The following is a 22,318-nucleotide window of genomic DNA, read 5'->3' as shown; positions in this document are numbered from 1 at the left end:
GGGCGCTTCCATGCAACGTACTCTCTCTGAGTTCATGGGAGAGTGGAGCTAAGGGCTTCCATACAACGTACTCTCTCTGAGTTCATGGGAGAGTGGAGCTAAGGGTACTTCTATGCAACATGCTCTCTATGCGCATGGGAGAATGGGCCAAAGAGCGCTTCCATGCATCGTACTTCCTCTGAGCACAAAGGTGAGTCGAGCAAAGGATACTTCTATGCAACGTACTCTCTCTGAACGAATTGTAGAATGTAGCTAAGGACGCCGCTTCTTTACACGATGATCAGCTGTATTTATCACATGTTCTTCCTCGTCACAACAAAGCCGCCAAGGTGTGTCCCTGACGACATGGCAGCAATCATTTTCAATTTCATACGGTTGATTTGCGAAGAAACAGGTACGATAACAGCGCATAGACGATGGTCAGCGGCAGCATCCATAAAGTATGCTGGAACGCGGTATAGCCGGAGAGCCAACCGAACATATCGTCCCACCAGCGATAATATGTCAGCACTGTGACGGCTACAGCAGGAACGACAAGCATGATGGCCAATAACAGAATTAAGCCAGTCATCCGGAACCGCCGATGCACACTTGCCATTACAAATCCGAAAAAAAACAAGTGCAGCATTACACTGAAATAAATCCATAGCTGTTGGAGCATATTTCCGTCATTCACATACGGCAGATGGAAAAATTGAACCCTTACGCCCCAGCCTCCCGTTAGCTGTGTCTCGATGATACCAAGCAGAAGCAACGCAGCTGCCGTAACGGCGCTTACCATTGCAACCATGGCTGCTGTCCCTAAGAAGTAGTCCTTCCTTCGCGCACTCAGGCTGATGGCGAAGGGAAATGTCTGTGACAAGGTAAACATGCCTGCAATGAATAGATAAATAAAGATGGAGGATATACCACCCGTATAATGAACTTCTTCACCGCGTAGAAAGACACCGATTATAAGGTTTACGACAAAGCTAAACATCATAATCGACCAAGGGATGATGAACCATGTCCATTTATCTCTGTAATGCATTTTTATGATGCCGGCTGTACGGTTCATTAGACTTCGACCGCCTTTCGTTCGAGATTGCCACGCGTCAGATAGACGATAAGCTGCTGCAGCGATACGGTAGCCAGTTCCAGCCCAAGCGCTTCTGCCTGTTTCTTGTCATTCACGGTCATGTCCCCAACTATGGTGGCCGAGGCCAATCCGCCGAACATGGAGCGGTTAATCACTTCTTTTTCCGCGGTATAAGCATCCACTTTGGAAGACGTACCGACTACCGTAAATGCGCGTCCGCGCAGAGCGTCAGCATCTTCGTTCATAATCAGCTTGCCTTCGTCAATGACCAGCACGTGCTCTAACAGTTGGCTGACTTCGTCGATAAGATGCGTTGATAAAATGACAGTTCGCGGATGCTCCCCGTAATCCTCGATTAACCGGTCGTAGAACAAGCTCCTGGATACGGCGTCGAGTCCCAGATAAGGCTCGTCAAATATCGTTAAGGGCGCGCGGCTCGCCAGACCTACAACGATTCCTACGGCAGAGAGCATCCCTCTGGACAGCTTCTTCATGTTCCGCTTCGGCGGGAGCCGAAAATCTTCGAGCAAGGCGTACGCATAGTCGCGGTCCCAATTGGGATAAAAAGCTGCCGCCGCCTCCAGAACATCCACAACACGATAAGTGTCCGGATACTTCTGGCTTTCCTTAATAAAGCAGATTCGGCTCAAAATGCGTTCGTTCTCATACGGATTCTCCCCGAATACCTTCACTTCACCTCTCGTCGGGAATAATTGAGCCGTAATCATATGCATAATGGTCGTCTTGCCGGCGCCGTTCCTTCCGAGCAGTCCATATATCTTCTCTGGCTCCAACGCAAAGCTCACTTCATTAACTGCCGTCGCACCACCGTATGACTTCGTTAACCGCTGCACCTCCAAAATATTACTCATCGCGTTTCGCCCCTCTCTTAATCATTTCCGATAAATGCTCCGCCGTAATGCCGAGCTTCTCCGCCTCCTGTATCATCGACACGACATACTGTTCAAAGAATTGCTCCCGCCGCTTCTCCATTAATAACGTGCGCGCGCCCGTCGCTACAAATATGCCGATTCCGCGCTTTTTGTACAGAATGCCTTGATCCACCAACAGACTTACCCCTTTCGCAGCAGTCGCCGGATTTATTTGATAAAAAGTCGCGATCTGAATCTTGGAAGGCACCTGCGACTCTTCAAGCAGCCTCCCCTCAATGACATCGTCTTCAATTCGTTCGGCGATCTGCATGAAGATCGGACGGCTGTCATCGATAATGAATCCCATGATATCACCACCAGATTGGTTAGTTACTCGTGTAATTAACTATACTTGTTAACTTATTGGATGTCAATACTTGCTAACGCCCGAATTTCCATAACTTGTCCCCATTCGCGGCAATATAAAAAAACTCCCGAAGCCGCTATAAAAGCAGCCCGGGAGTTTATCTGTTTAAACCGAGTATTATTGCATGGTTATGCTTAGCGCAGCCCTATTCAGAGATGTAATGCAGCTGCAAAAGCAACCGCTTCAGCAGAGATCCGGCTTCCGCACGGGTTGCATTCGCGCCAGGGCGCAGCGTCTTATCCTCGAATCCGTTCATCAGACCGGAAGCTGCCACGGAATCGATAGCCTCCTTCGCCCATGCTCCAACCTGTTTGCTGTCTTTGAAGCTAGCCGCTGCTGCATCATTGCCCGCACCCAGCTGCTTCATTTCCGTAAGTGCAGCGGCATTCACGATCATTTGCGCCATCTGCTCTCGTGTAATTGGCTCATTCGGTTTAAACGTGCCATCCGCATAACCTCGAACAAGCTTTAACTCCACAGACAATGCGATTGTATCCGCAAACCAAGCGGAAGTTGACACATCTTTAAATGGCGCCTGTTGGATTGGGTGTTGACCTAGCCGGTCACCGTATCCCAATGCTCGTATAAGCATTGCTGCGAACTCAGCTCGGGTCACAGATGCATTCGGCATGAATCGCCCGTGCTCCTGGCCGTTGACGATGAGCTTAGAAGCCAACAACTCCAGGTCATGCTTCGCCCAATGGCCGTTTAAGTCCGCGAAGGTAGGCGCGTAGGTCAATGCTGCATAGATGCCAGCACCGTGATGCTTCATCGCAAGAACGGTATGCTTCCCATCTGCAGAACGCTCTGCCCGCGATGGAACAAACGAGAAGGTCTTCGTTGCCTCATTATATTTCACAGCCACAATACGAGAAGCAGCATGGTGCCCAGGCACGATGATCGAACGTGCCGTGAAGCTGCCGTCTACCTCTAATACTTCTAACTTGCCGTTTGCCTCCCAGCCTAATTGGAATTGTACTGCTGTCGGCACGTTGGAACCTATCAAATAGGATGCTGCTGCTTGAATCAGCTTCAGCTGTTCACCGGCTAGCTGCTTTATTTGCAACGCCAAGTTCAACGCAGCGTCGCCGCTTTCATTTTTCATTACGTGTGTCATCGGAAGACGGTAACTGCCCGCCCCCGTTTGCACGGCGATTTCTAGCTTCGGCTGCTCTTGAACGGCCTTCTTCAGCGCGTTCATCGGCCACACGATTCGAACGTCTGCCGATTCGTTAGGAATGGCGATTGTCCACTTATGTTTGTCCTGCGCTTTGCCTAACAGCTTCAACATGGTGCGGACCGACACGTCGCTAATTCGAACCTCGGCCGTTACCGTGCCATCGGCGTTCGTCACTTTGGTGAATGTTCCCGGCTCGTAACGAACACCATCTGCCGTAACTGTAAATCCCGCATCACCCGCTTCCATTCCACCGGTGCTGGCTGTTCCGTTAGCGCCGCCTGTTCCGCCGCCAGAGCTTGTACCTCCATTACTGCCGTTTCCAGTTTCTGTATCAGGCTTCGTGTCAGTATCTTTTTTCTCTGCAGCAAGCACAATGGTACCGCCGTCATCCTTGCCCGGAATATTTACCGTAACCGTCTGCTCGGCGCTAACCACATAGTCGGTGCCGCTATATTCGTCCGCCACCTTCGTGCCAGGCGCATAAGGAACACGGAACGTCACTATCTCCTTCGCCTCGGCATTTGGATTTAAGCCGACGATGACCGTGTCATTCTGATGGCTTTTTGCAAAGATCATATAACCATCAGCGTCTCCACCCGCCAGCTTCGTCCGCTCTCCCTTCGAGAAAGCCTTGGAATGAGCAGCGCGAATGTGGAGCAGCTTGCTGTAATGAGCGTGCAGCTTCTTCTCCGCATCGAGCTTATCCCACGGCATATCGCCCCGGTTCTCGCTCAATTGTCCCTGTGACATATCCTTGGCATTAGCGCCCGATCGTCCCAGCTCTTCCCCATAGTAGATGACGGGCTGGCCTTTTGCCGTAATCTGCAACGCCGCGGCCACCATCAGCTTGCCTTTGTCGCCGCCAACATAGTTGCTCAGGAAGCCATCCTCGTCATGGCTGCTCAGGAACTGGCCGAGCATCGCGGTGTTATCCATGCGCGCTTCACGATCCTGCAGCGCCGCCTCCGTCGCATCGAGCTTGCCGTTGACGAAATCTCTGGCCTTGCCTTTGAAATCAAAGTCCAGCAAAGAGTCCATCTCACCCGTTCTCAAGTATGAACCCGTGTTATCCACGGAAGCGCCGAAGTATTCCCCGATCAGCTTGAATTCGGGATTGAGCTCGGTCAGCTTGTTGCGGAATGCCTTCCATGTCGTATCATCCACATGCTTGACCGTGTCGACGCGGAAATAATCGATCGTGTCGCCGCGATCGGTTCTCGCCCGCTCCAACCAACCTGCCTGCCAGTCGATAATGGTATCCCTGACATGCGGAAGCTCCGTCATGAAGTCCGGCAGACCTGCAAGCTCGCCGCGGACCGGGTTCGCATCGGCGCTGACGCCGTCGCTTCTCAGCATGCCCTCAAATCGCTGCTTATCCTCTGCCGTAATGCCTGGACTGCGATCATCCGGCTTTAGCCCATAGCCAGTATGATTAAGCACGACATCCACCATAATTTTGATGCCGCGATCATGCGCTTTCTCAATTAGCTCCTTGAACGTATCCAAGTCCCCTAAATGCTTATCGATTTTCTCAAAGTTCTTGCCCCAGTAGCCGTGGTAAGCATATTGCTTACCGTTGAAGCTCGCCCCTTGGTTGAAGTCGATATTCTCGACGATCGGTGTAATCCAAAGCGTATTGACGCCAAGCTGTTCAATATAGTCAAGCTTGTCGATCAGACCGCGGAAATCACCGCCATGATAAGCTTCCAAATGGTGCTTGTCATAGCCTTGCTCGGCTGTCCCATTGTTGCTAGGGTCACCGTCATAGAACCGATCCGTCAGCACGAAATAAATCCGGGCTTCATCCCAATCAAATCCGAGCTTGCCCATGGATGCCGGCTTCGCGATAACTTCCACTTGTGCGGATGACTTATGCCGATTTCCGTACTCGTCAATTAGCGTAATCGGAATCTCCTTCATACCCGGTTCGATATCATCCCGAACCGTAAAGGAGTGCGCAAGCAGTTCCGTATCCACGTTGGTCGCCGCGCTGCCGCCCAGAGTCGATAAGTCTGCAATGATTTCGCGAATACCGACCATGTCTTTGGATTCATATTGAATGCTCAGCACACGATGCAGGCCTGCATAAATAGGGCCGCCCTCGATGGTCGCCTGAATTGCTAACTCTGGTTTTTTGTAGTTGACGATGGAGCGTCCGTTCACCGTGTTCTTCGGATCGGTAAGTTCCGTCGTGCTGCCGTCCTTAGTTACAACAAATTTGTATTCATACTCCCCAGTAACCGCATCCTTCAGCGTGTATACATAGCGCTCATTGTCGGTATCATACATCATCGGATAAGCGGTGCCGTTGACGACAATTTCAACCTTGGAAATTCGGTCCAGCTCTCCGCTCTCGAATAACGCATCGTCCCGGTAATAGAACGTAATATTCCCGTTGTCGAGAACTGGCCCCGTCACGGCAGGCAGCGTTCTAAACGCCGATTGTCCGCTATAAACGTACACCTTGGTCAGCGTATCATTCAGATTCATGCGTATAAATCGGTCGGAATCGGTGTCCTTTTCCTCCCAATCGCCCTTCTTAATAATAATTCCGATGCTTTCCGTCTCCGGCCCGACTTCGATCATCGCCGTTGCCATGCCGTTCTCGTACCGTTGGAACTCATGTCCGTCGTCCTGTACGCCTGTCTGCCATACCCATAATCCCCACTTATCATAGTTAGCGTCTGGGCGAACGTAATTAATTTGTACGTAACGCTTCAAGAGCGGCTTGACTGCAACCTTCTGCGAGGCTTGAGCAGAGCCGGCTTGAGCCGTAATCGTGGCGGTTCCTTCTTGAACGCCGGATACCTTCCCGGCGCGATCAACCCGTGCCACTGTCGGATCAGAGGAGCTCCACCGCACGCTCGCGCCAGACATCGTCTGTCCGAACTGATCCTTGACTACAGCCGTAAAAGGCGCCGTACGCCCTATATAAAGTTGCTCTGTACCGTAAATAGTCAGCGTGGTCGGCTCCAGCTTGGCAACCGTTACCTTGACTTGGGCTTGAAGCTGTCCGGAGGCCGCTGTCAGGACGGCTGTTCCTTCCTTCATCGCGGTAACTTTACCCGCTCCGCTAACTGTGGCGACTGCTGCATCGGAGGTAGTCCACGTCACCTTCTCCGTCAACATCGGACGATTGTTCTGATCCTTAACAATCGCCGTCAACTGCTTGGAAGCCCCTGGCTCCAGACCGATCTCCTGCGATTCTGCCTCCAGCTTCGCGGGCACCTGCGTATAGTCGTCAGCTTGATCGTACAGCACCATCATCGACAATCCGGCAACCTTCACCTTGCCGCCTTGTACCGTTCGAATCGTCTGCACGCCCGCAGCTGTATGGTCGACGACCACGTTCCATGTCTCATTGGACGGCAGCGCGACATCTTGCTCTACAGCGGCGCCATTGTAAATAACGGAAATATTACGCCACTTGTCGCCATTCGCGTAGTTTTTCAGCTTAAAGGCGACAATCTGTCCGTCTTGACGGTACACCTCAAGATTGGAGGCTACCGCTTCCTTCGTCGTCATCCGGAAGGCCGGATGCGATGTGCGAAGCTCGATCAGCCCCTTCAAGTAATCAAACACCGGCTTATATTCATCCTTCTGCTTCCAGATAATCTGGTTAATCGCATCCGGACTCTGATAGCTGTTATGATCGCCGAATTTGCTTCGCAGCAGCTCGTCGCCCGCATGCAGGAACGGAATCCCTTGCGCAGTCAGCACGATGCCGTTGGCTAACAATGAGCGCTTTACGGTCTCATTGTCGAGCACATTGCGCTCCGTGAGAGTAGCGAAAGGATTCGTCTTGATGTCCGCATCCTTGCCTTGCGTCTTCAGCACCTTATCCCACAGATTCAAATTGTCATGCGCCGTGACGTAGTTAATCGTCTCCGTCGGTGCCGCAGTGAAGTCTGTCGTCGCTCCTAATATACCCTTCACAATGCCGGCTTCCTGACCGCCCGCGCCTGTAGCGAACCCTTTAGATGCGTCGTCGCTGCCGCCCTTGATCGCCCCTCTGAAATTATCGTTAAACACCGCAAAGCCTTCGCCGCGCTGTTTGCCTTTCTCAATCTGCAGCTCGGATGCAAGCGGCGTATTGCCGCCAGACCAAGGCTCGCCGTACACGATGATGCTCGGATCGATCTTCTTCAAATCACTGATAATGCCGCGTGTCGTATTGAGATCGACAAGCTTCATCAAGTCAAAGCGGAAGCCGTCCACATTGTACTGCTCCGCCCAATACTTGACGGAATCCCGCACATACTTGCTGACCATCGGCCGGTCGGTCGCCACTTCGTTGCCGACGCCTGATCCATTCGTCAACGCTCCTTGAGCATCAGCCCGGTAATAATATCCTGGCACGATCTTGTCGAACACGGACAAGTCCGATTCCATACCGGTTACGAACGTGTGGTTGTATACGACGTCCAGAACGACACGAATGCCTTGATCGTGGAGCGCCTGCACCATGGCCTTGAATTCACGGATGCGCTTCGCCGGGTCCTCCTGTGCTGAAGCGGTCGCATAGGATCCTTCCGGCACGTTATAATTCACTGGGTCATAACCCCAGTTGAATTTACGTTCAGCCGATGCCGGATCATCCACCTTCTGCTCATTGACGGAGCCGAAGTCATAAGTAGGCAACAAATGCACATGCGTAACCCCAAGCTCCTTCAAATGGTCGATGCCCGTCTTCATATCCGGCTTCCCTGTGAGCGTCGTTCCGGTCTCCGTAAAGGCCGTAAACTTGCCGCGGTTAAGGGCAGACACTCCTGAATCGGAGCTGATGGAGAAGTCGCGCATATGCAGCTCATAGATGACGGCATCCGTCTGCTGCAGGAACGGCGGCTTCACATCCGCAGCCCAATTGGACGGATTGGTTGCTGCCAGATCGACGACCGCCGACTTCCCGCTATTTACGGAAGAAGACCGCGCATAAGGATCAAGCGCATACGTCATCGTCCCGTCCGGGAACTGCAGCTTATACATGTAATACGTTCCGTTCAGGTTGCCGCTGGCCGCAGCCGACCATACGCCCGTATCCGCATCGCGCTCCATCGGCAGTTCCCGGCTCGGCGTTTCCTTCGCCAACTCAGCGCTATCGTACAGGGCAAGCGTTGCCTTGCCAACTGTCGGCGCCCACACTTTGAACGTGCCGGCCTCCGGGCTCAATGTTACGCCCAGATCGTCCCCTGTGTACACATAGCTGTCCAGAATACCGCGCATCGTAAGCGGACGGTCGCGATAAATCCCCCGCGGATTTCCTTCGTATCGAACGACATATGGATTCGATACATCGTCAATCGGATCGGTCAGACGAATGACAACCGATTTATCATCTTCCCCCTTTTCAGACCTGCCGTTTAATTTCACTGCGCCATTATATACGGCAAATGCCGTGTAATCGAGATCGCGAACGACATCATTCAATGTCACAAGTATCTCATTGTCCTTATCGGCAATTGCCGCACGCATCGATGGCTGCGACTTCGTCTTAAACGCAAACGAATACGCCTGATTGGCCGTTTTGGTCTCGAGCCCCGTCAGCACGTCAGCGGGAACCGTTACCGTGTACTCCGCTTCGTAAGCCAACGGTAGATTCGGAACAATCATCAACTGCTGATCGCTGCTCGTGACGGCAGCTTCGATTGCCGTCGCCTTATCATCCATCAACGTTATCCCTGCTCCGGTAACCTCAATCGGCTCGGAATAGGTCATGACGATGGGCTGATCCACGTCAGCCTGCATCTGATGTTCGGCCGGCTCTGTACCGATGAGCTCCAGCCTATCGCTCATGCGCGCCACAACATACGCGCCTCCATATTCGCTCTGCACGTTAGGGGCCGCCGCTTCATTCCAGCTAGCTGCGCGCGCATTGCCGGTAGCTTCGGGAATAACATTGAACGCCCCATGCTCGGCATCTTGGTTGCCGCTCAACACGACGAGCGGACGCAGACGATCGCCGTTCTTCAGCTTCAAATGATGAAGCGGTATCGCTGCCTCGAAGCCGGATTTGCCATTAGCGGCGAATTCCGCACCTTTCTGTTCCGTCCAGCTGGACAGGATAGGCGTCTTCATATCCATAGAATCATACAGCGCCGCTCCGTTAATTCCGTTATCATGCTGCACACGCATCATGATATGGTACTGCGGCTTCTGAGCCGTGCCGCTAAAGTTATACGGGGACCCCCACGGATTGTCGGACACACCAGAATCTGCCTCATTCACATTTAAAGCAATATCGATAAATTGCCCCTTTTCGCCCCAGTTCGGTACTTCAGCATCTACCCAGACATACAGCTTCTTACCGTCATTTGTCAGCTTCACTCCGCCCAGTTTGCTTGGTTCACCGTATGTGCTATCGGTAACAGAAATGCCCAAGTCAGGCACCTCGTCCCACAATGCATCCTTCTCCCCGTCAATTAACGGAGAATAGGAGACGGTGTAAGCTTGGCTATAGCTCGATTGACGGCTTGGGTTCTCCTTCATGTTCCAATCGTCCGCGATAGCGTTATCTGGCATTTCGGGAATGACATCAAACGCGCCATGCTCATCGGCCCTATCCCCGCTTAATACGACGATGGCTCGCAACTCGTCTCCATTCTTCAGGGGGAGCTGCTGCAGCGGTATAGCCCCCATCAATAAGCTTGAGCTTGAGTTGGCTGCAACCTCAAAGTAGGCCCCCTTCAGATCGCCTGTGCTCAGCAACGGCGCCTGGGAACCGCTTTCATATAAGGCCGTTTCACCCCCAGGCTTGGCTTCCATCACAATGTGATACTTTGGCTTCGCCGACGTTCCAACATAATTAAACTGCCGATTCAACGGATTGTCTGAGATGCCGGAATCGGTACCGTTTACTTGCAAAGCAATGTCTATGTATTGCCATGGCTCGGCCTTGGCCGCATCGACCCTGAAATACAGATAGCTGCCGTCATTCGTCAGCTTCACCTGATCCAGCTTGAATCCCTGCCATCCGGCCGTCGGCGAAGTCCCGAGCGACTTCACCATGCTCCAATCAATGGTCTTGAGCGCGGCTTCCGCTGTTTGGCTGGTTTCAGCCTGCCTTAGAGCTTGAAATTGATCTTTATCTAGAGTTTCATCCTGGTTTTGCCGATCCTGAAATGGTTGTTCACGTTGATCAAGCAGTAGCGATAGAGCATAAACTTCGCCTCCAAACGTCCCCTGCAGCATGCTCAGCAGCATTACACCGGCAAGCATACGGGAAATTGCAGCTTTCCATGTCCTCCTCATGCCTTAACCCCTCTCCTCAATTTGTGCAAACGTTTGCATTAAATAGAGAAAAAAACGGAACTAAAATCAGTTGATTTCTTTCCGTTATGGGATAAACCCCTTAGATGATTAACTGAAAACGCTTGCATCGTAATCATAAATGCTCCCCTGTTCTCTGTCAACAGCAATTTGGTTACCCTGAACGCTATCTTCCTCTCCATCTATCTCACTGCTTCATCTGCTCTCGCACGCGGCAGTATGGACTTCGGCTTGTTGGGCAGTCTCAAAAAAACAACCTTATTCCAATCGAACATTGGAACAAGGTTGCGATATCAGCTTGTTTACTTTAATTCATCAGGGATGACCCAATAGTTATCTTTATTATGCTCGCTCATATATTTTTTGAATTCATCGGATTTATAGGCAGCCACAATATCTTTCGCCCATTGACTCGTTTCGTTTCCTTTATTAACGACTACGTTCAGCTCCAGATCGGCAACGACATCTTCAGCCAGCAAGGATTTGGAGGCATCAATGCTCGCAGCATACACGATACTTCCAGGCAAGACGGCAAAATCAATATCATCCATCGCCCGCGGGATCTGCGAAGAGTCCATCATCGTAATATCGAGATTTTGTTTATTTTCGATAATATCGTTTTTCGTCGCAAGCGTCGGATCGATGCCTTCTTTCAATTTGATCCAACCTGCCTTCTGCAACAATGCAAAGGCGCGCGCCGCATTAGAAGGATCCTGCGGAATCGCAACCTTAGCTCCCGATTTAACGTCTTGTATCGATGTGAACTTGTTAGAGAAAATGCCTGCCGGCACAGTTGGAATATGGACAATCGGAACGAGCTGCGCGTCTTTTTCCTTGTTGAACGCATTCACGTAGGCAGTATGCTGAGACACATTAAAATCGATCGCATTTTCGGTTATGGCAACTTCCGCTTGCAACATATTCGAGAAATTTACCCCTTTAATCGTATAGCCTTGTTTCTCGAGAATAGGTTTGACTGCGGTATCGAATAATTCATTGTAAGGACCAGCCGAGACAGCGACCCGCAACGTTTTCTTATCACTCGCTTGTTCGTTGGAATTCCCGCAAGCCGCAAGCGTGAACACGCTGACCGCAAGTAAACCCATCAACAGCAGCTTACCTCTTTTTTTCATCTTTTATCTCTCCCCATTTGACTCCACTTATCTATTTCATTCTAGTGTTTTGCACGAAATTATTGCCTTCTTATTTTACGAGCCAACACATTGCCCAATGTTTGAATGCCCTGCACCAAAATAATGAGAATAATGACCGTAATCACAATGACCACCGTGTTAAACCGTTCATAGCCATAACTGATGGCAAGATCGCCAATTCCGCCGCCACCGACCGTGCCCGCCATAGCGGTAGCGCCGATTAAGCCGATGGTCGCAGTCGTTAGTGATAAGATTAAGGAGCTCAAAGCTTCAGGCAAAATAAAATGCCAAATGATCTGCAGCGGTGTCGCTCCCATCGCTTCTGCCGCTTCGACGATGCCTTGATCCACTTCCAACACTGAATTTTCAACAAGTCTGGCTATATAAGGGGCAATATATACGATTAAAGGCACAATCGCGGCATTAGTTCCAATCGATGATCCGACAATAAATTTCGTGAAAGGCACAATCGCTACCAGCAATATAATAAATGGCAACGAGCGTACAATATTGATTATGTTGTTTAAAACGGAAAAAATGGCGCTATTTTTTAAAATTCCGCCTTTGCGCGTAAGAACTAGCAGCAGCCCTAGCGGAATCCCGATAAGCGCACCGACAAGCAACGAAATACTTACCATTTGCAACGTCTCTTGTATGGCCTGAATGACTTGATCACTTGTTATCGCATTATTCATGTTTCATCACTTCTTCTACCGTAATATGCTGCTTCGTCATAAAATGATAGGCTTGTTCAACCTGTGACTCTGCTCCGCGCAGTTCAATAATGAAGTTGTTGAGCGTCGTGCCTTGCATCTCTGTGGCGGTAGCAAATAATATATCGACTTGCACATCAAATTTTTTGGCAATATCGAATAATAATGACTTTTGAGCGCTATTCCCAACAAATTTGAGTTTGAAAAAGCGGCTATTCCCCTGTGCGTTGCGGATACTGTCCAAATAATTGGCGGCACCTCATCATGAATAACGGTGCTGACAAAATTTTTCGTTGTCATTGCCTGCGGGTTGCCAAACACATCCAACACATTTCCTTGTTCAATAATTTCTCCATTTTCCATCACAGCCACACGATTGCAAATGTTTTTAATGACATGCATTTCATGAGTAATGATTAAAATGGTAATGTTATATTGCCGATTAATTCGTTCCAGCAATTGCAGGATGGATGCCGTTGTCTGCGGATCGAGTGCTGATGTAGCTTCGTCACATAAGAGAACCGACGGGTTGGTCGCTAAGGCGCGAGCAATGCCCACACGCTGTTTTTGCCCCCCTGAGAGCTCGCTTGGGTAACTGTCAGCCTTATCTTCCAGTCCAACAAATGTTAGCAACTCATGTACCCTCTGCGCAATTTGATTTTTGTCCGTACCGTTTAATATAAGAGGAATGGCAACATTTTTGAAAACAGTCTTTGAATCTAACAGATTAAAATTTTGAAATATCATGCCAATTCGTTTTCTTGCTTCACGCAACTGCTTGCTTGTTAAGCTGCCCAACTCTTTATTATCAACGATTACATGCCCGGAAGAGGGTCTTTCCAAAAAGTTAATCGTGCGAATAAGCGTGCTCTTGCCCGCTCCGCTAAATCCAATGACACCGAAAATGTCCCCTTGTTCAACTTTAAGATTGATCCCTGTCAGTGCTGCTACACTTTTTTCTTTGCCTGCGTACACTTTGTGCACATTTTGTAATTCAATCATTGTACCTACCTCATTTAAGTAAATAATGAGCTGCCAGCGCTAAAAATATGTTGCCTGCGACGAGCAAGGCCTGCTCATCGATATCAAAACGCGGGTGATGATGCGGATAAGCCGTATCCTGACTCTCATTTCTGGAACCTACGTTAAAAAACGCCCCCGGCTTGTGTTGCAGATAGTAAGCGAAATCCTCAGCCCCCATCGATGGTTGTTGATCATAGAAAACATCGTTGCCCAACAAGTCTGCAATGAGACCGCGGAGCTGTTCTGTCTCCGTGTGCGGATTGACGAGCGCGGGATAACCATACGTATACGCAACGTCGTGGCCTGCGCCGTTTGCTTCACTGATGCCTTTCGTTACCGAGCGGATATCGGTTTCGATTTGCTCGCGCACGGCCTGATCGAATGTGCGTACCGTTCCCTCCATTCGCGCTTTATCGGCAATGACATTAAAAGCAGTACCGGCTTGAAATACACCGACTGTCACGACGGCAGAGTGAAGTGGATTCACGCGGCGGGCCACAATGTGCTGCAAGGCTTGCACGAGCTGACTGCCGATCACAAGCGCGTCCACGGTCTGATGCGGCTTGGCGCCGTGACCGCCCTTCCCCTGAATCGTAATGGCAAACGCATCGGCCGCTGCCATGAAGGCCCCTTCCCGCAATCCAATCTGTCCGAGCGGGATCTCGCTAGACAAGTGAGCACCGTATATATAGTCCACTCCGTCTAGAGCGCCGTCTTCGATCATCAATTTAGCGCCGCCAGGCGGCTTCTCTTCGGCATGCTGAAAAATAAATACGAGTGTTCCTTGAAGTTGCTCGCGATAGCCGCTCAGAACTTTGGCCACACCAAGCAGCGTGGACGTATGCCCATCGTGTCCGCAAGCGTGCATAACTCCATCGACGGTCGATTTATAAGGAACATCGTTCTCCTCGTGAATCGGAAGCGCATCGAAATCGGCACGGAATGCAATCGTCGGTCCAGCTTGCTTACCGCGCAAATATCCAATAACGCCTCCGCCTCCTACGCCCACTTTCACTTCTATTCCGAAACTTGTGAGCTGCTCGGCAATAAACTTTGCCGTATTCGTTTCTTGAAATGAAAGCTCAGGATGCTGATGCAAATGTCTGCGCCAAGAAACGATCTGATCATATTGCTCTGCTAACTCGTTAATCAGTTGAGCTCTCATCTCTATCACTATCCTTAGCAAATAATTAAATTAATAAATCCCTATAGACTTAGTATGATTTAATTTATCACTAGTTACGCAAATAGTCAATTTGTATTTGTTAACACAAAAAAGCACCGCTCGGTTCATACCGTGGCGATGCTTCCTTTCCCAACTATCACTCATAAACGATTCACACTCCACATATGACAGTGGCTGTTCAATCGGTCCCCTATGGGCACTCACTAAGCACGAACCATGCAGTCAGCTTACCCAATACCCTATGTCGTCAATCTTGTCCAAATGTCCACATACCGGCGCGTCGTCTCCTCAACGACGTGCTGCGGCAGCGAATCAGGCTTCCTGTTCTGATCCCAGTCCGAATTCGCCAAATAGGTGCGCACAGGCTCCTTATCCATGCTATCGATTTCAATGTCGAGCGCATAATTTTCCTTCGCCCAAAAACGGGAGCAATCCGGCGTGAAAATTTCGTCGATTAAGATGAGCTCTCCGTCAACGAGGCCGAACTCGAATTTGCAATCCGCCAGAATGATGCCCCGCTCCTCGCAGCAGCTGCGGGCATGCTCGTATAGCATGACGCTTTTGTCGCGCAGCTTGTCCGCCAGCTCCGTCCCGACCAGTTCCTGCATGCGCGCGAATGAAATATCTTCGTCATGGCCGACGTCGTTCTTCGCCGCAGGCGTGAACAGCGGCGCAGGAAAGCGCTCGTTCTTCCGCAGCCCGGCAGGCAGATCGATACCGTTCACGGCCTGCGTCTGCTTATATTGGCGCCAGGCGCCGCCGGTAATATAGCCGCGCACGACGCACTCAATATCGATGCGCTCCGCCTTCTTCGTCACCATAATGCGGTCGCGCAGCAGCTCTTTGTCCGTGACAACGTCACCAAGCCGGTCCACATCGGAATGCACGACGTGATTGCCGATGAGCGGCTTCGTCTCCTCGAACCAGAACGCGCTCAAGCGGTTCAGCACGCTTCCTTTTTCAGGAACGGCCGGGTCCAGCACATAATCGAACGCCGAAATACGGTCCGTCACCACGATGAGAAAATGTTCCCCCAAGTCATACAGCTCGCGTACCTTCCCCTTATACACAAGCGGAGCTTTCACCAAATCTACTGCAGATGATATCGCTACGGTTGACACGTTAACAGCCTCCCCCAAGCATGATGCGAATCAAAGCGGAATTACGCTTCAGCTATTGCACGGCTAGCGGCCAAATGACTGGCCGACATAGCGAACCAGAGCGCATGACGCGCTCTATGGAGAAATTGCCGCACATAGGCGGCAACTCCAGTCTGGTTCACATTCTATTCAATCAATCCCACTTGCTTGAAAATCGTATCCACGTGCTTCAGATGCCACGTTGGGTTAAAAGCATCGGCAATCTCTTCCGCGCTCAGCGCGGACGTAATCTCCGGCGTGCTCTCAATAATATCGCGGAAGCTGCGCTGCTCTTCCCATGCCTGCATCGCACGCGGCTGTACCGTGTCGTACGCTTGCTCGCGGCTCCAGCCATGATCGATAAGCTTCGTCATAACGCGGCCAGAGAATGGCACGCCGAATGTACGCTGCATGTTGCGTTTCATGTTCTCTGGGAACACCGTCAAATTTTTCACGATGTTCATGAAACGGTTCAGCATATAGTTCATCAGCATCGTCGCATCCGGCAAGATGATACGCTCAACCGAGCTGTGTGAAATATCGCGCTCATGCCACAACGGCACGTTTTCGTATGCGGAGAGCATATAACCGCGCATCACGCGGGACAAGCCGGAAATGTTCTCGCTGCCGATTGGATTGCGTTTATGCGGCATCGCAGAAGAACCCTTCTGTCCTTTCGCGAACGCTTCCTCCACTTCGCGGAACTCACTCTTCTGCAGAGCGCGAACTTCAGTCGCGAACTTATCGAGCGAAGTCGCGATCAGCGCCAGCGTCGCCATATACTCGGCATGGCGGTCGCGCTGCAGTGTCTGCGTGGAGATTGGCGCCGGCTTCGTGCCGAGCTTCTCACAGACGAATTTCTCTACTGACGGGTCGATGTTCGCATAAGTGCCGACCGCCCCGGAAATTTTGCCGTACTGGACGCCGTCCGCCGCCTGGCGGAACCGTTCCAGGTTGCGCTGCATTTCCGCATACCAGAGCGCCATCTTAAGACCGAACGTCGTCGGCTCCGCATGCACGCCATGGGTGCGTCCCATCATTGGCGTATCTTTGTATTCAAGCGCTTTGTTCTTCAGAATTTCAATGAAACGGATCAGGTCCTGCTCAATAATCTCATTCGCCTGCTTCATCAAGTATCCCAAAGCGGTATCTACCACGTCGGTAGACGTTAAGCCATAATGCACCCATTTCCGTTCCGGTCCGAGTGTCTCCGAGACCGCACGCGTGAAGGCGATGACATCATGGCGGGTTTCCGCCTCAATTTCAATAATCCGATCGATGTCGAAGCTTGCCTTCGCACGCAGCTCCACTGTATCTTCCTTCGGAATGACACCGAGCTCTGCCCATGCTTCGCAAGCGCATAGTTCGACTTCAAGCCAGGCTTTAAATTTGTTCTCTTCCGTCCAAATGGCCCGCATCTCCGGGCGTGAGTACCGTTCAATCATCGTTTACGTTCCTCCACATGTTCGTTTCTTTCATCCATTCAAGCGCAGCGTCGATGGTAGGCGCCAAAATGTTAATATGCCCCATTTTACGCTTCAGCTTCGCTTCCGACTTCCCGTACCAATGCAGCTTCGGCGTAACACCGCAGCGCTTCGCGGCCGGATCATCGGCACGGAACCATTGTACCATGTCCGCAGCATGATCGCCGAGCAGATTCGCCATGACGACCGGCGATTGCAGCGTAGTATCCCCAAGCGGCAGGTTGCATATCGCTCGCAGGTGCTGCTCGAATTGGGATGTTCGGCACGCATCCATCGTATAATGCCCCGAGTTATGCGGGCGCGGAGCCAACTCATTAACGATAAGGCTGCCATCTGCCGTATGGAACATTTCGACGGCGATAAGGCCTACGACATCAAGCGCTTCGGCGATGCGCCGGGCCAATCGTTCCGCCTCCGCCTGCACGGCTTCAGGAATGCGCGCTGGTACGATCGATAGATGCAAGATGTGATGGCGGTGGACATTTTCGGCCACCGGGAAGGTGGCAATTTCACCTCGCGGACTGCGAGCAGCTATGACGGATAGTTCATGAACGAACGGAACGAACGCTTCCAGTATGAGCTCGGGCGTTAGCGCAGCGAGGGCGTTGTACGCAGCCTCGGCCTCATCCTCATGGCGGAGAATGCGTTGGCCTTTGCCGTCGTAGCCGCCGGTGGCGGTCTTCAGCACGCCGGTGCCCCCGAAGGCCGCCAAGTGCTGACGCACTTCGGCGGCAGACGCTACGGCCGCGTATGGCGCGACCGGCACGCCGGCGGCGCTGAGCGCTTCCTTCTCGCGCAGGCGATGCTGCGTCAGGCGCAGCAGGCGGCTTCCTTGCGGCACGTACGCTGCGCGCTCCAGCCGCTCGACCGCTTCGGCGGACACGTTCTCGAACTCATACGTGATGACGTCGGAACGTGCCGCCAGGCGATGCGCCGCTTCTTCATCGCCGTAGTCGGCCGCGATGATCGCGGCCACGTCCCGGCAAGGCGCATCCAGCGCCGGCTCAAGCGCGACGAAGCGGTAGCCCATGCGCACGCCGTCTAGCGCCAGCATGCGGCCCAGTTGGCCGCCGCCGAGCACGCCGACGGTCGCGCCGGGTGCAAGCACCGGCGCATCGGCGCGCGAGCTTCGCTCTTCTGGCAGCGTGCAGCTGTCCACAGGCGCCCTCATTCGAGGTCCCCCGTGGCCTGCACCTGCTGCCGCACCGCTTCCCGGCGCGCCTCCAAGCGGGCGCGCACAGCCCCATCGTGCATGCCAAGCATCTGCACGGCCAACAGCCCAGCGTTCGTCGCTCCCGCCGGTCCAATCGCTACGGTCGCTACCGGCACGCCGGCTGGCATCTGCACGATGGACAGCAACGAGTCCATCCCGCTTAAATGGGACGACTTCACCGGTACGCCGATGACCGGCAGTACCGTCTTCGCCGCCACCATGCCGGGCAGATGCGCCGCGCCGCCAGCTCCCGCGATAATGACGCGCAATCCGCGCTCGACCGCCGTCTCCGCATAGCGGAACATCTCATCCGGCGTCCGATGCGCCGAGACGACGCGGCTCTCGAACGGAATGCCCAGCTCCGCAAGCACTTGACACGCCAGCTTCATCGTCTCCCAATCGGAAGTGCTGCCCATAATGACGCCCACTAACGGCAGGCGTTCTTGTTCCTTGTTCGTCACGTTCTCCATGTAATCCACCCGCTTTCGACAAGTTCCATGCTTTCCCTATCCAAATAAATAAAAAAATTCAGTGGAAGCAGATGTCTCCCCTGAACGTTTATCGGTTGGTCAATATGAGAAATGAGCAAACAACGGCCGGCAGACCATCTATAACGAGCATGTCCGCACCTCCTGCTCTTCGATGAAGACAGAAGACGCCAACTTAAATAACCGCCGTATGTTCGTCATTCTCGTAGTCCAAAAATTTACGGTCTTTGGGTAGAAACTTCCGGCCATATTCCCAGAATTATACGAGAATCAATTATTCGATTATCAAGGCGAATCAACATTCGCCAATTATGAGTGCAACTTAAGTTTAACAAGGCGTCACTGAGGATGTCAACCATTAAAAGCGAATGATATTGTCATTTACATTTTCAATGTTCGGTTTTGAGTACTGCGTGCTAATCAAGACGCCAAAAAACCGGCAACGATGCGATTTACGCCCATTGCCGGTCTGTAGAGAGATGCATTATTTCATGACGAGAACTGGTACTTTCGCATGCTGCACCACATGGTGGCTGACGCTGCCCAGCACAAATTCCTTCAACCCGCTCAAGCCGCGACTGCCGATGATGATCAGGTCGCACTTATGCTCTTCCGCTTCAGCAACAATCGATGGTCCAGCAGGACCCTGCAGCAACGTGACTGCCGCACGGTCGCCAAGCAGCGATACCTTTTGCTCCGCTTCCTGCTGAATGCGTTCCGCATATTCGTACAGCTCTTCATTCGTCTCGGCCGAGGCCGTCGCATACGCCGTACCTACGAAATATTGCGGGAATTGAAACACATGCACCACGCGCAATTGCGTCGTTCCGTTATTTTCTGCAATGCTAATGGCGTGGTCTAACGCCTTGCGGGAAGGTTCTGAGCTGTCATAAGCTACTAAGATGCGTTGGAATACCATACCTATCACCACTCTCTCTATTTTTCACCGCTATATAACCAGCATACCACAACATATTACTCTTGACCTATTTTTAACCAAAACGAATCAATATGAAACCAAACATAAAAATGTTAACGAGTAAAATAAACGGGATGCCGGCAGTAAACGTAGCGTGCTGCGTCTTATGGCGTTTGTTGTACATCGCCGTGAGCACACCCAGTGCTCCACCGAGCCATGCCGTCAAGAACAGCTTGCGCTCAGGGATGCGGTAACGCTGCTTTACCGCGCGTTTCTTATCGATTACCATCAACTGATAGCCAACTATATTGACGATTAGCAAATAAATAAATACGACAAACGTCCATTCCTTCATCCGGCAGACATTCCCCCTCTCCTGTCTTCATTATACTACGATGCACCCACATCCATAAATAATGACTCGCTTAGGTTCCGTGCTCCAATACCTTGCGCTAGTTCCTTAGTAACACTCTCCCTCTTATTCAGGACATCCGTATAGCTGCGCTCAATTGCATCACTTCATACTCTTCTCAGTTATCATTGAGTTAATGGGGAGCGAGTCTATGTAACTCAGGTTCTTTGTTCAGGTTTGTTGCCCATGGTCCTGCCTTAAGTTCCTTATCACCACTCTCCCCCTTGTTCAGAATACGAGCATTCAAACATTCAAAATGACCTGCCCTACTACTTTCATCTCAATCGTTACTGAGTTAAGGGGAGAATGAAGCTAAGCATCATCAGACGATATGTATCCTTCATAAGAAAAGAAAAACACACGAACCAGGTCATTGCCCGAATCGTGTGCCATTTGCTATTTCTTATTTGATACTACGTTAATTTCCGTATTCAACGCCTGTTGCCGCTCCGCTTCTGTAATCATGCCCAGATCGGCCATTCGCTTTAGGACGACTCGCTGGCGCTTGACGGCAAGGTCCATATTTTTAGCCGGGGAATAACGTTCCGGGGCCTTCAGCAACCCGACCAGCATTGCCGCTTCCGCCACATTAATCGTCGGCAGCTCACCGTTCATAACCGTCGTTTTGCCGAAATAGTAACGTGCTGCATCTTCTATACCGTAACGACCGTGGCCGAAATACACTTTGTTGAAGTACATTTCTAGAATGTCCTGCTTGCTGTAGTTCCATTCCAAGTTCGCCGCGATTGCTATTTCCTTCAGCTTGCGGGAATATGTCTTGTCATGCGTCAAAAACAGGTTCCGTGCAAGCTGCATCGTAATGGTGCTCCCGCCCTGGGCCTTTTTCTGCTTCGTCGCATTAATCCATACTGAGCGTGCCAATCCGATTGGGTCGATGCCTGGATGAAGACGATATCGATGATCTTCAATTGCCAACAGCGCATTCGATACATAGACTGGCATCTCCTCGATATGTACCCGATGCTGTCCTTGTATCGTCACCGCATCCCGTTCAATCTCCTGACGGAACGCAGCCAGCTTCTCTTGGTCCATCCATGCCGGAGCGATAGCGGCCATCCCTGCCCAGCTTAATACCGGAACAATAAGTGCAATTAACAAGCTATAAATAACCCAACGCTTCCACCGAATAGAGCGTAGTTGACAGGCGGTACTTTCCATTGAGTCAGGTCGCAGTTCTGTGATGGCACATGCCTGTTCTGGGTCCTGTTTCAGTTCGCAGCACACATGTGCAACCTTCGTGTGTAACGGAATCAGAACCGATGCGTTAATCGTATATTCTCGTTTAATGCTTCTCATCAGACTCGACCTCCTTTCTATACTACCATTGTATGAAAAAGAAAGAGTCCGTCCCATCGAATTAACTTTCGCTTGCCTTACAATGCTGAAAGATAGTGCCGTTGGTATCCAACGTCAACTTATTAACATGTGGATATGACGATGCTTATAACCTTATAACTAATTCATTCGTCACCCTTTGTGCATACATTACTTAAAAAGGGAGCAATAGTCGCACTTACCCACGGGTTATGAACATTTATAGAGGAAAGTGTGAATTAAAACAATATAATAAAGCACTTCTGCATCTAGTTTGCTGACTTATCAACTTGTGGATTATTTCCAAAAGATGATGTCATAAATCATAGTTACTCACAAGTCCACAAATTATGGGGATAAGTTGTGGACAAGATAAAAAACCACTAACATAATGTCAGTGGTTTGTCTGCTTGGCAACGTCCTACTCTC

14 protein-coding genes, 1 pseudogene and 1 riboswitch are annotated in these 22,318 nt (G+C 51.3%); all 15 genes and pseudogenes read right to left on the bottom strand.

Going from position 1 to position 22,318, the window contains the following annotated elements:
* Positions 1 to 367 precede the first annotated feature (367 nt).
* Positions 368 to 1,057 (bottom strand): hypothetical protein, encoded by a 690-nt coding sequence (locus LQV63_RS26485; RefSeq protein ID WP_233698929.1) that lies wholly within the window; start codon positions 1,055 to 1,057, stop codon positions 368 to 370.
* Positions 1,057 to 1,950 (bottom strand): ABC transporter ATP-binding protein, encoded by an 894-nt coding sequence (locus LQV63_RS26480; protein ID WP_233698928.1) that lies wholly within the window; start codon positions 1,948 to 1,950, stop codon positions 1,057 to 1,059. The genes LQV63_RS26485 and LQV63_RS26480 overlap by 1 nt, the downstream gene beginning before the upstream one ends.
* Positions 1,943 to 2,317: a GntR family transcriptional regulator gene (locus LQV63_RS26475; RefSeq protein ID WP_019419244.1), complete on the bottom strand. Its 375-nt coding sequence runs from the start codon at positions 2,315 to 2,317 to the stop codon at positions 1,943 to 1,945. Before LQV63_RS26475 ends, LQV63_RS26480 begins: the two co-directional genes overlap by 8 nt.
* Positions 2,318 to 2,522: 205 nt before the next feature.
* A complete protein-coding gene (pulA, locus tag LQV63_RS26470; protein ID WP_233698927.1) occupies positions 2,523 to 10,805 on the bottom strand; it encodes a type I pullulanase in 8,283 nt (2,760 codons plus the stop codon).
* Between the two features lie 320 nt (positions 10,806 to 11,125).
* Positions 11,126 to 11,956 (bottom strand): MetQ/NlpA family ABC transporter substrate-binding protein, encoded by an 831-nt coding sequence (locus LQV63_RS26465; RefSeq protein ID WP_233698926.1) that lies wholly within the window; start codon positions 11,954 to 11,956, stop codon positions 11,126 to 11,128.
* Positions 11,957 to 12,015: 59 nt separating this feature from the next.
* A complete protein-coding gene (locus tag LQV63_RS26460; RefSeq protein WP_233698925.1) occupies positions 12,016 to 12,672 on the bottom strand; it encodes a methionine ABC transporter permease in 657 nt (218 codons plus the stop codon).
* Positions 12,665 to 13,692: pseudogene (locus LQV63_RS26455) on the bottom strand (methionine ABC transporter ATP-binding protein). Before LQV63_RS26455 ends, LQV63_RS26460 begins: the two are co-directional and overlap by 8 nt.
* Before the next feature lie 10 nt (positions 13,693 to 13,702).
* The gene (locus LQV63_RS26450; protein WP_233698924.1) at positions 13,703 to 14,878 is read right to left on the bottom strand and encodes an amidohydrolase; all 1,176 of its coding nucleotides are present in this window, start codon (positions 14,876 to 14,878) and stop codon (positions 13,703 to 13,705) included.
* A gap of 260 nt (positions 14,879 to 15,138) precedes the next feature.
* Complete coding sequence (locus tag LQV63_RS26445; RefSeq protein WP_233698923.1) at positions 15,139 to 16,020, bottom strand: phosphoribosylaminoimidazolesuccinocarboxamide synthase; 882 nt, start codon at positions 16,018 to 16,020, stop codon at positions 15,139 to 15,141.
* Between the two features lie 164 nt (positions 16,021 to 16,184).
* On the bottom strand, positions 16,185 to 17,483 hold the full coding sequence (purB, locus tag LQV63_RS26440; protein ID WP_019419250.1) for an adenylosuccinate lyase: 1,299 nt from the start codon (positions 17,481 to 17,483) through the stop codon (positions 16,185 to 16,187).
* Positions 17,476 to 18,693, bottom strand: a complete 1,218-nt coding sequence (gene purK / locus LQV63_RS26435; RefSeq protein WP_233698922.1) for a 5-(carboxyamino)imidazole ribonucleotide synthase — start codon at positions 18,691 to 18,693, stop codon at positions 17,476 to 17,478. The genes purB and purK overlap by 8 nt, the downstream gene beginning before the upstream one ends.
* Entirely contained in the window at positions 18,690 to 19,205 is a 516-nt protein-coding gene (gene purE / locus LQV63_RS26430; RefSeq protein ID WP_019419252.1) for a 5-(carboxyamino)imidazole ribonucleotide mutase, read from the bottom strand. Before purE ends, purK begins: the two co-directional genes overlap by 4 nt.
* Positions 19,206 to 19,409: 204 nt before the next feature.
* A riboswitch (purine riboswitch) is annotated at positions 19,410 to 19,510 on the bottom strand.
* A gap of 197 nt (positions 19,511 to 19,707) precedes the next feature.
* Entirely contained in the window at positions 19,708 to 20,142 is a 435-nt protein-coding gene (locus LQV63_RS26425; protein WP_019419253.1) for a universal stress protein, read from the bottom strand.
* A gap of 73 nt (positions 20,143 to 20,215) precedes the next feature.
* The gene (locus tag LQV63_RS26420; protein WP_233698921.1) at positions 20,216 to 20,497 is read right to left on the bottom strand and encodes a DUF1294 domain-containing protein; all 282 of its coding nucleotides are present in this window, start codon (positions 20,495 to 20,497) and stop codon (positions 20,216 to 20,218) included.
* Positions 20,498 to 20,950: 453 nt separating this feature from the next.
* A complete protein-coding gene (locus LQV63_RS26415; protein WP_233698920.1) occupies positions 20,951 to 21,871 on the bottom strand; it encodes a transglycosylase domain-containing protein in 921 nt (306 codons plus the stop codon).
* Positions 21,872 to 22,318 lie beyond the last annotated feature (447 nt).

The organism is Paenibacillus profundus (assembly GCF_021369635.1).
GTDB classification, from domain to species: Bacteria; Bacillota; Bacilli; order Paenibacillales; family Paenibacillaceae; genus Paenibacillus_B; species Paenibacillus_B profundus.
This window is presented reverse-complemented; position numbering and strand designations above follow the sequence as displayed.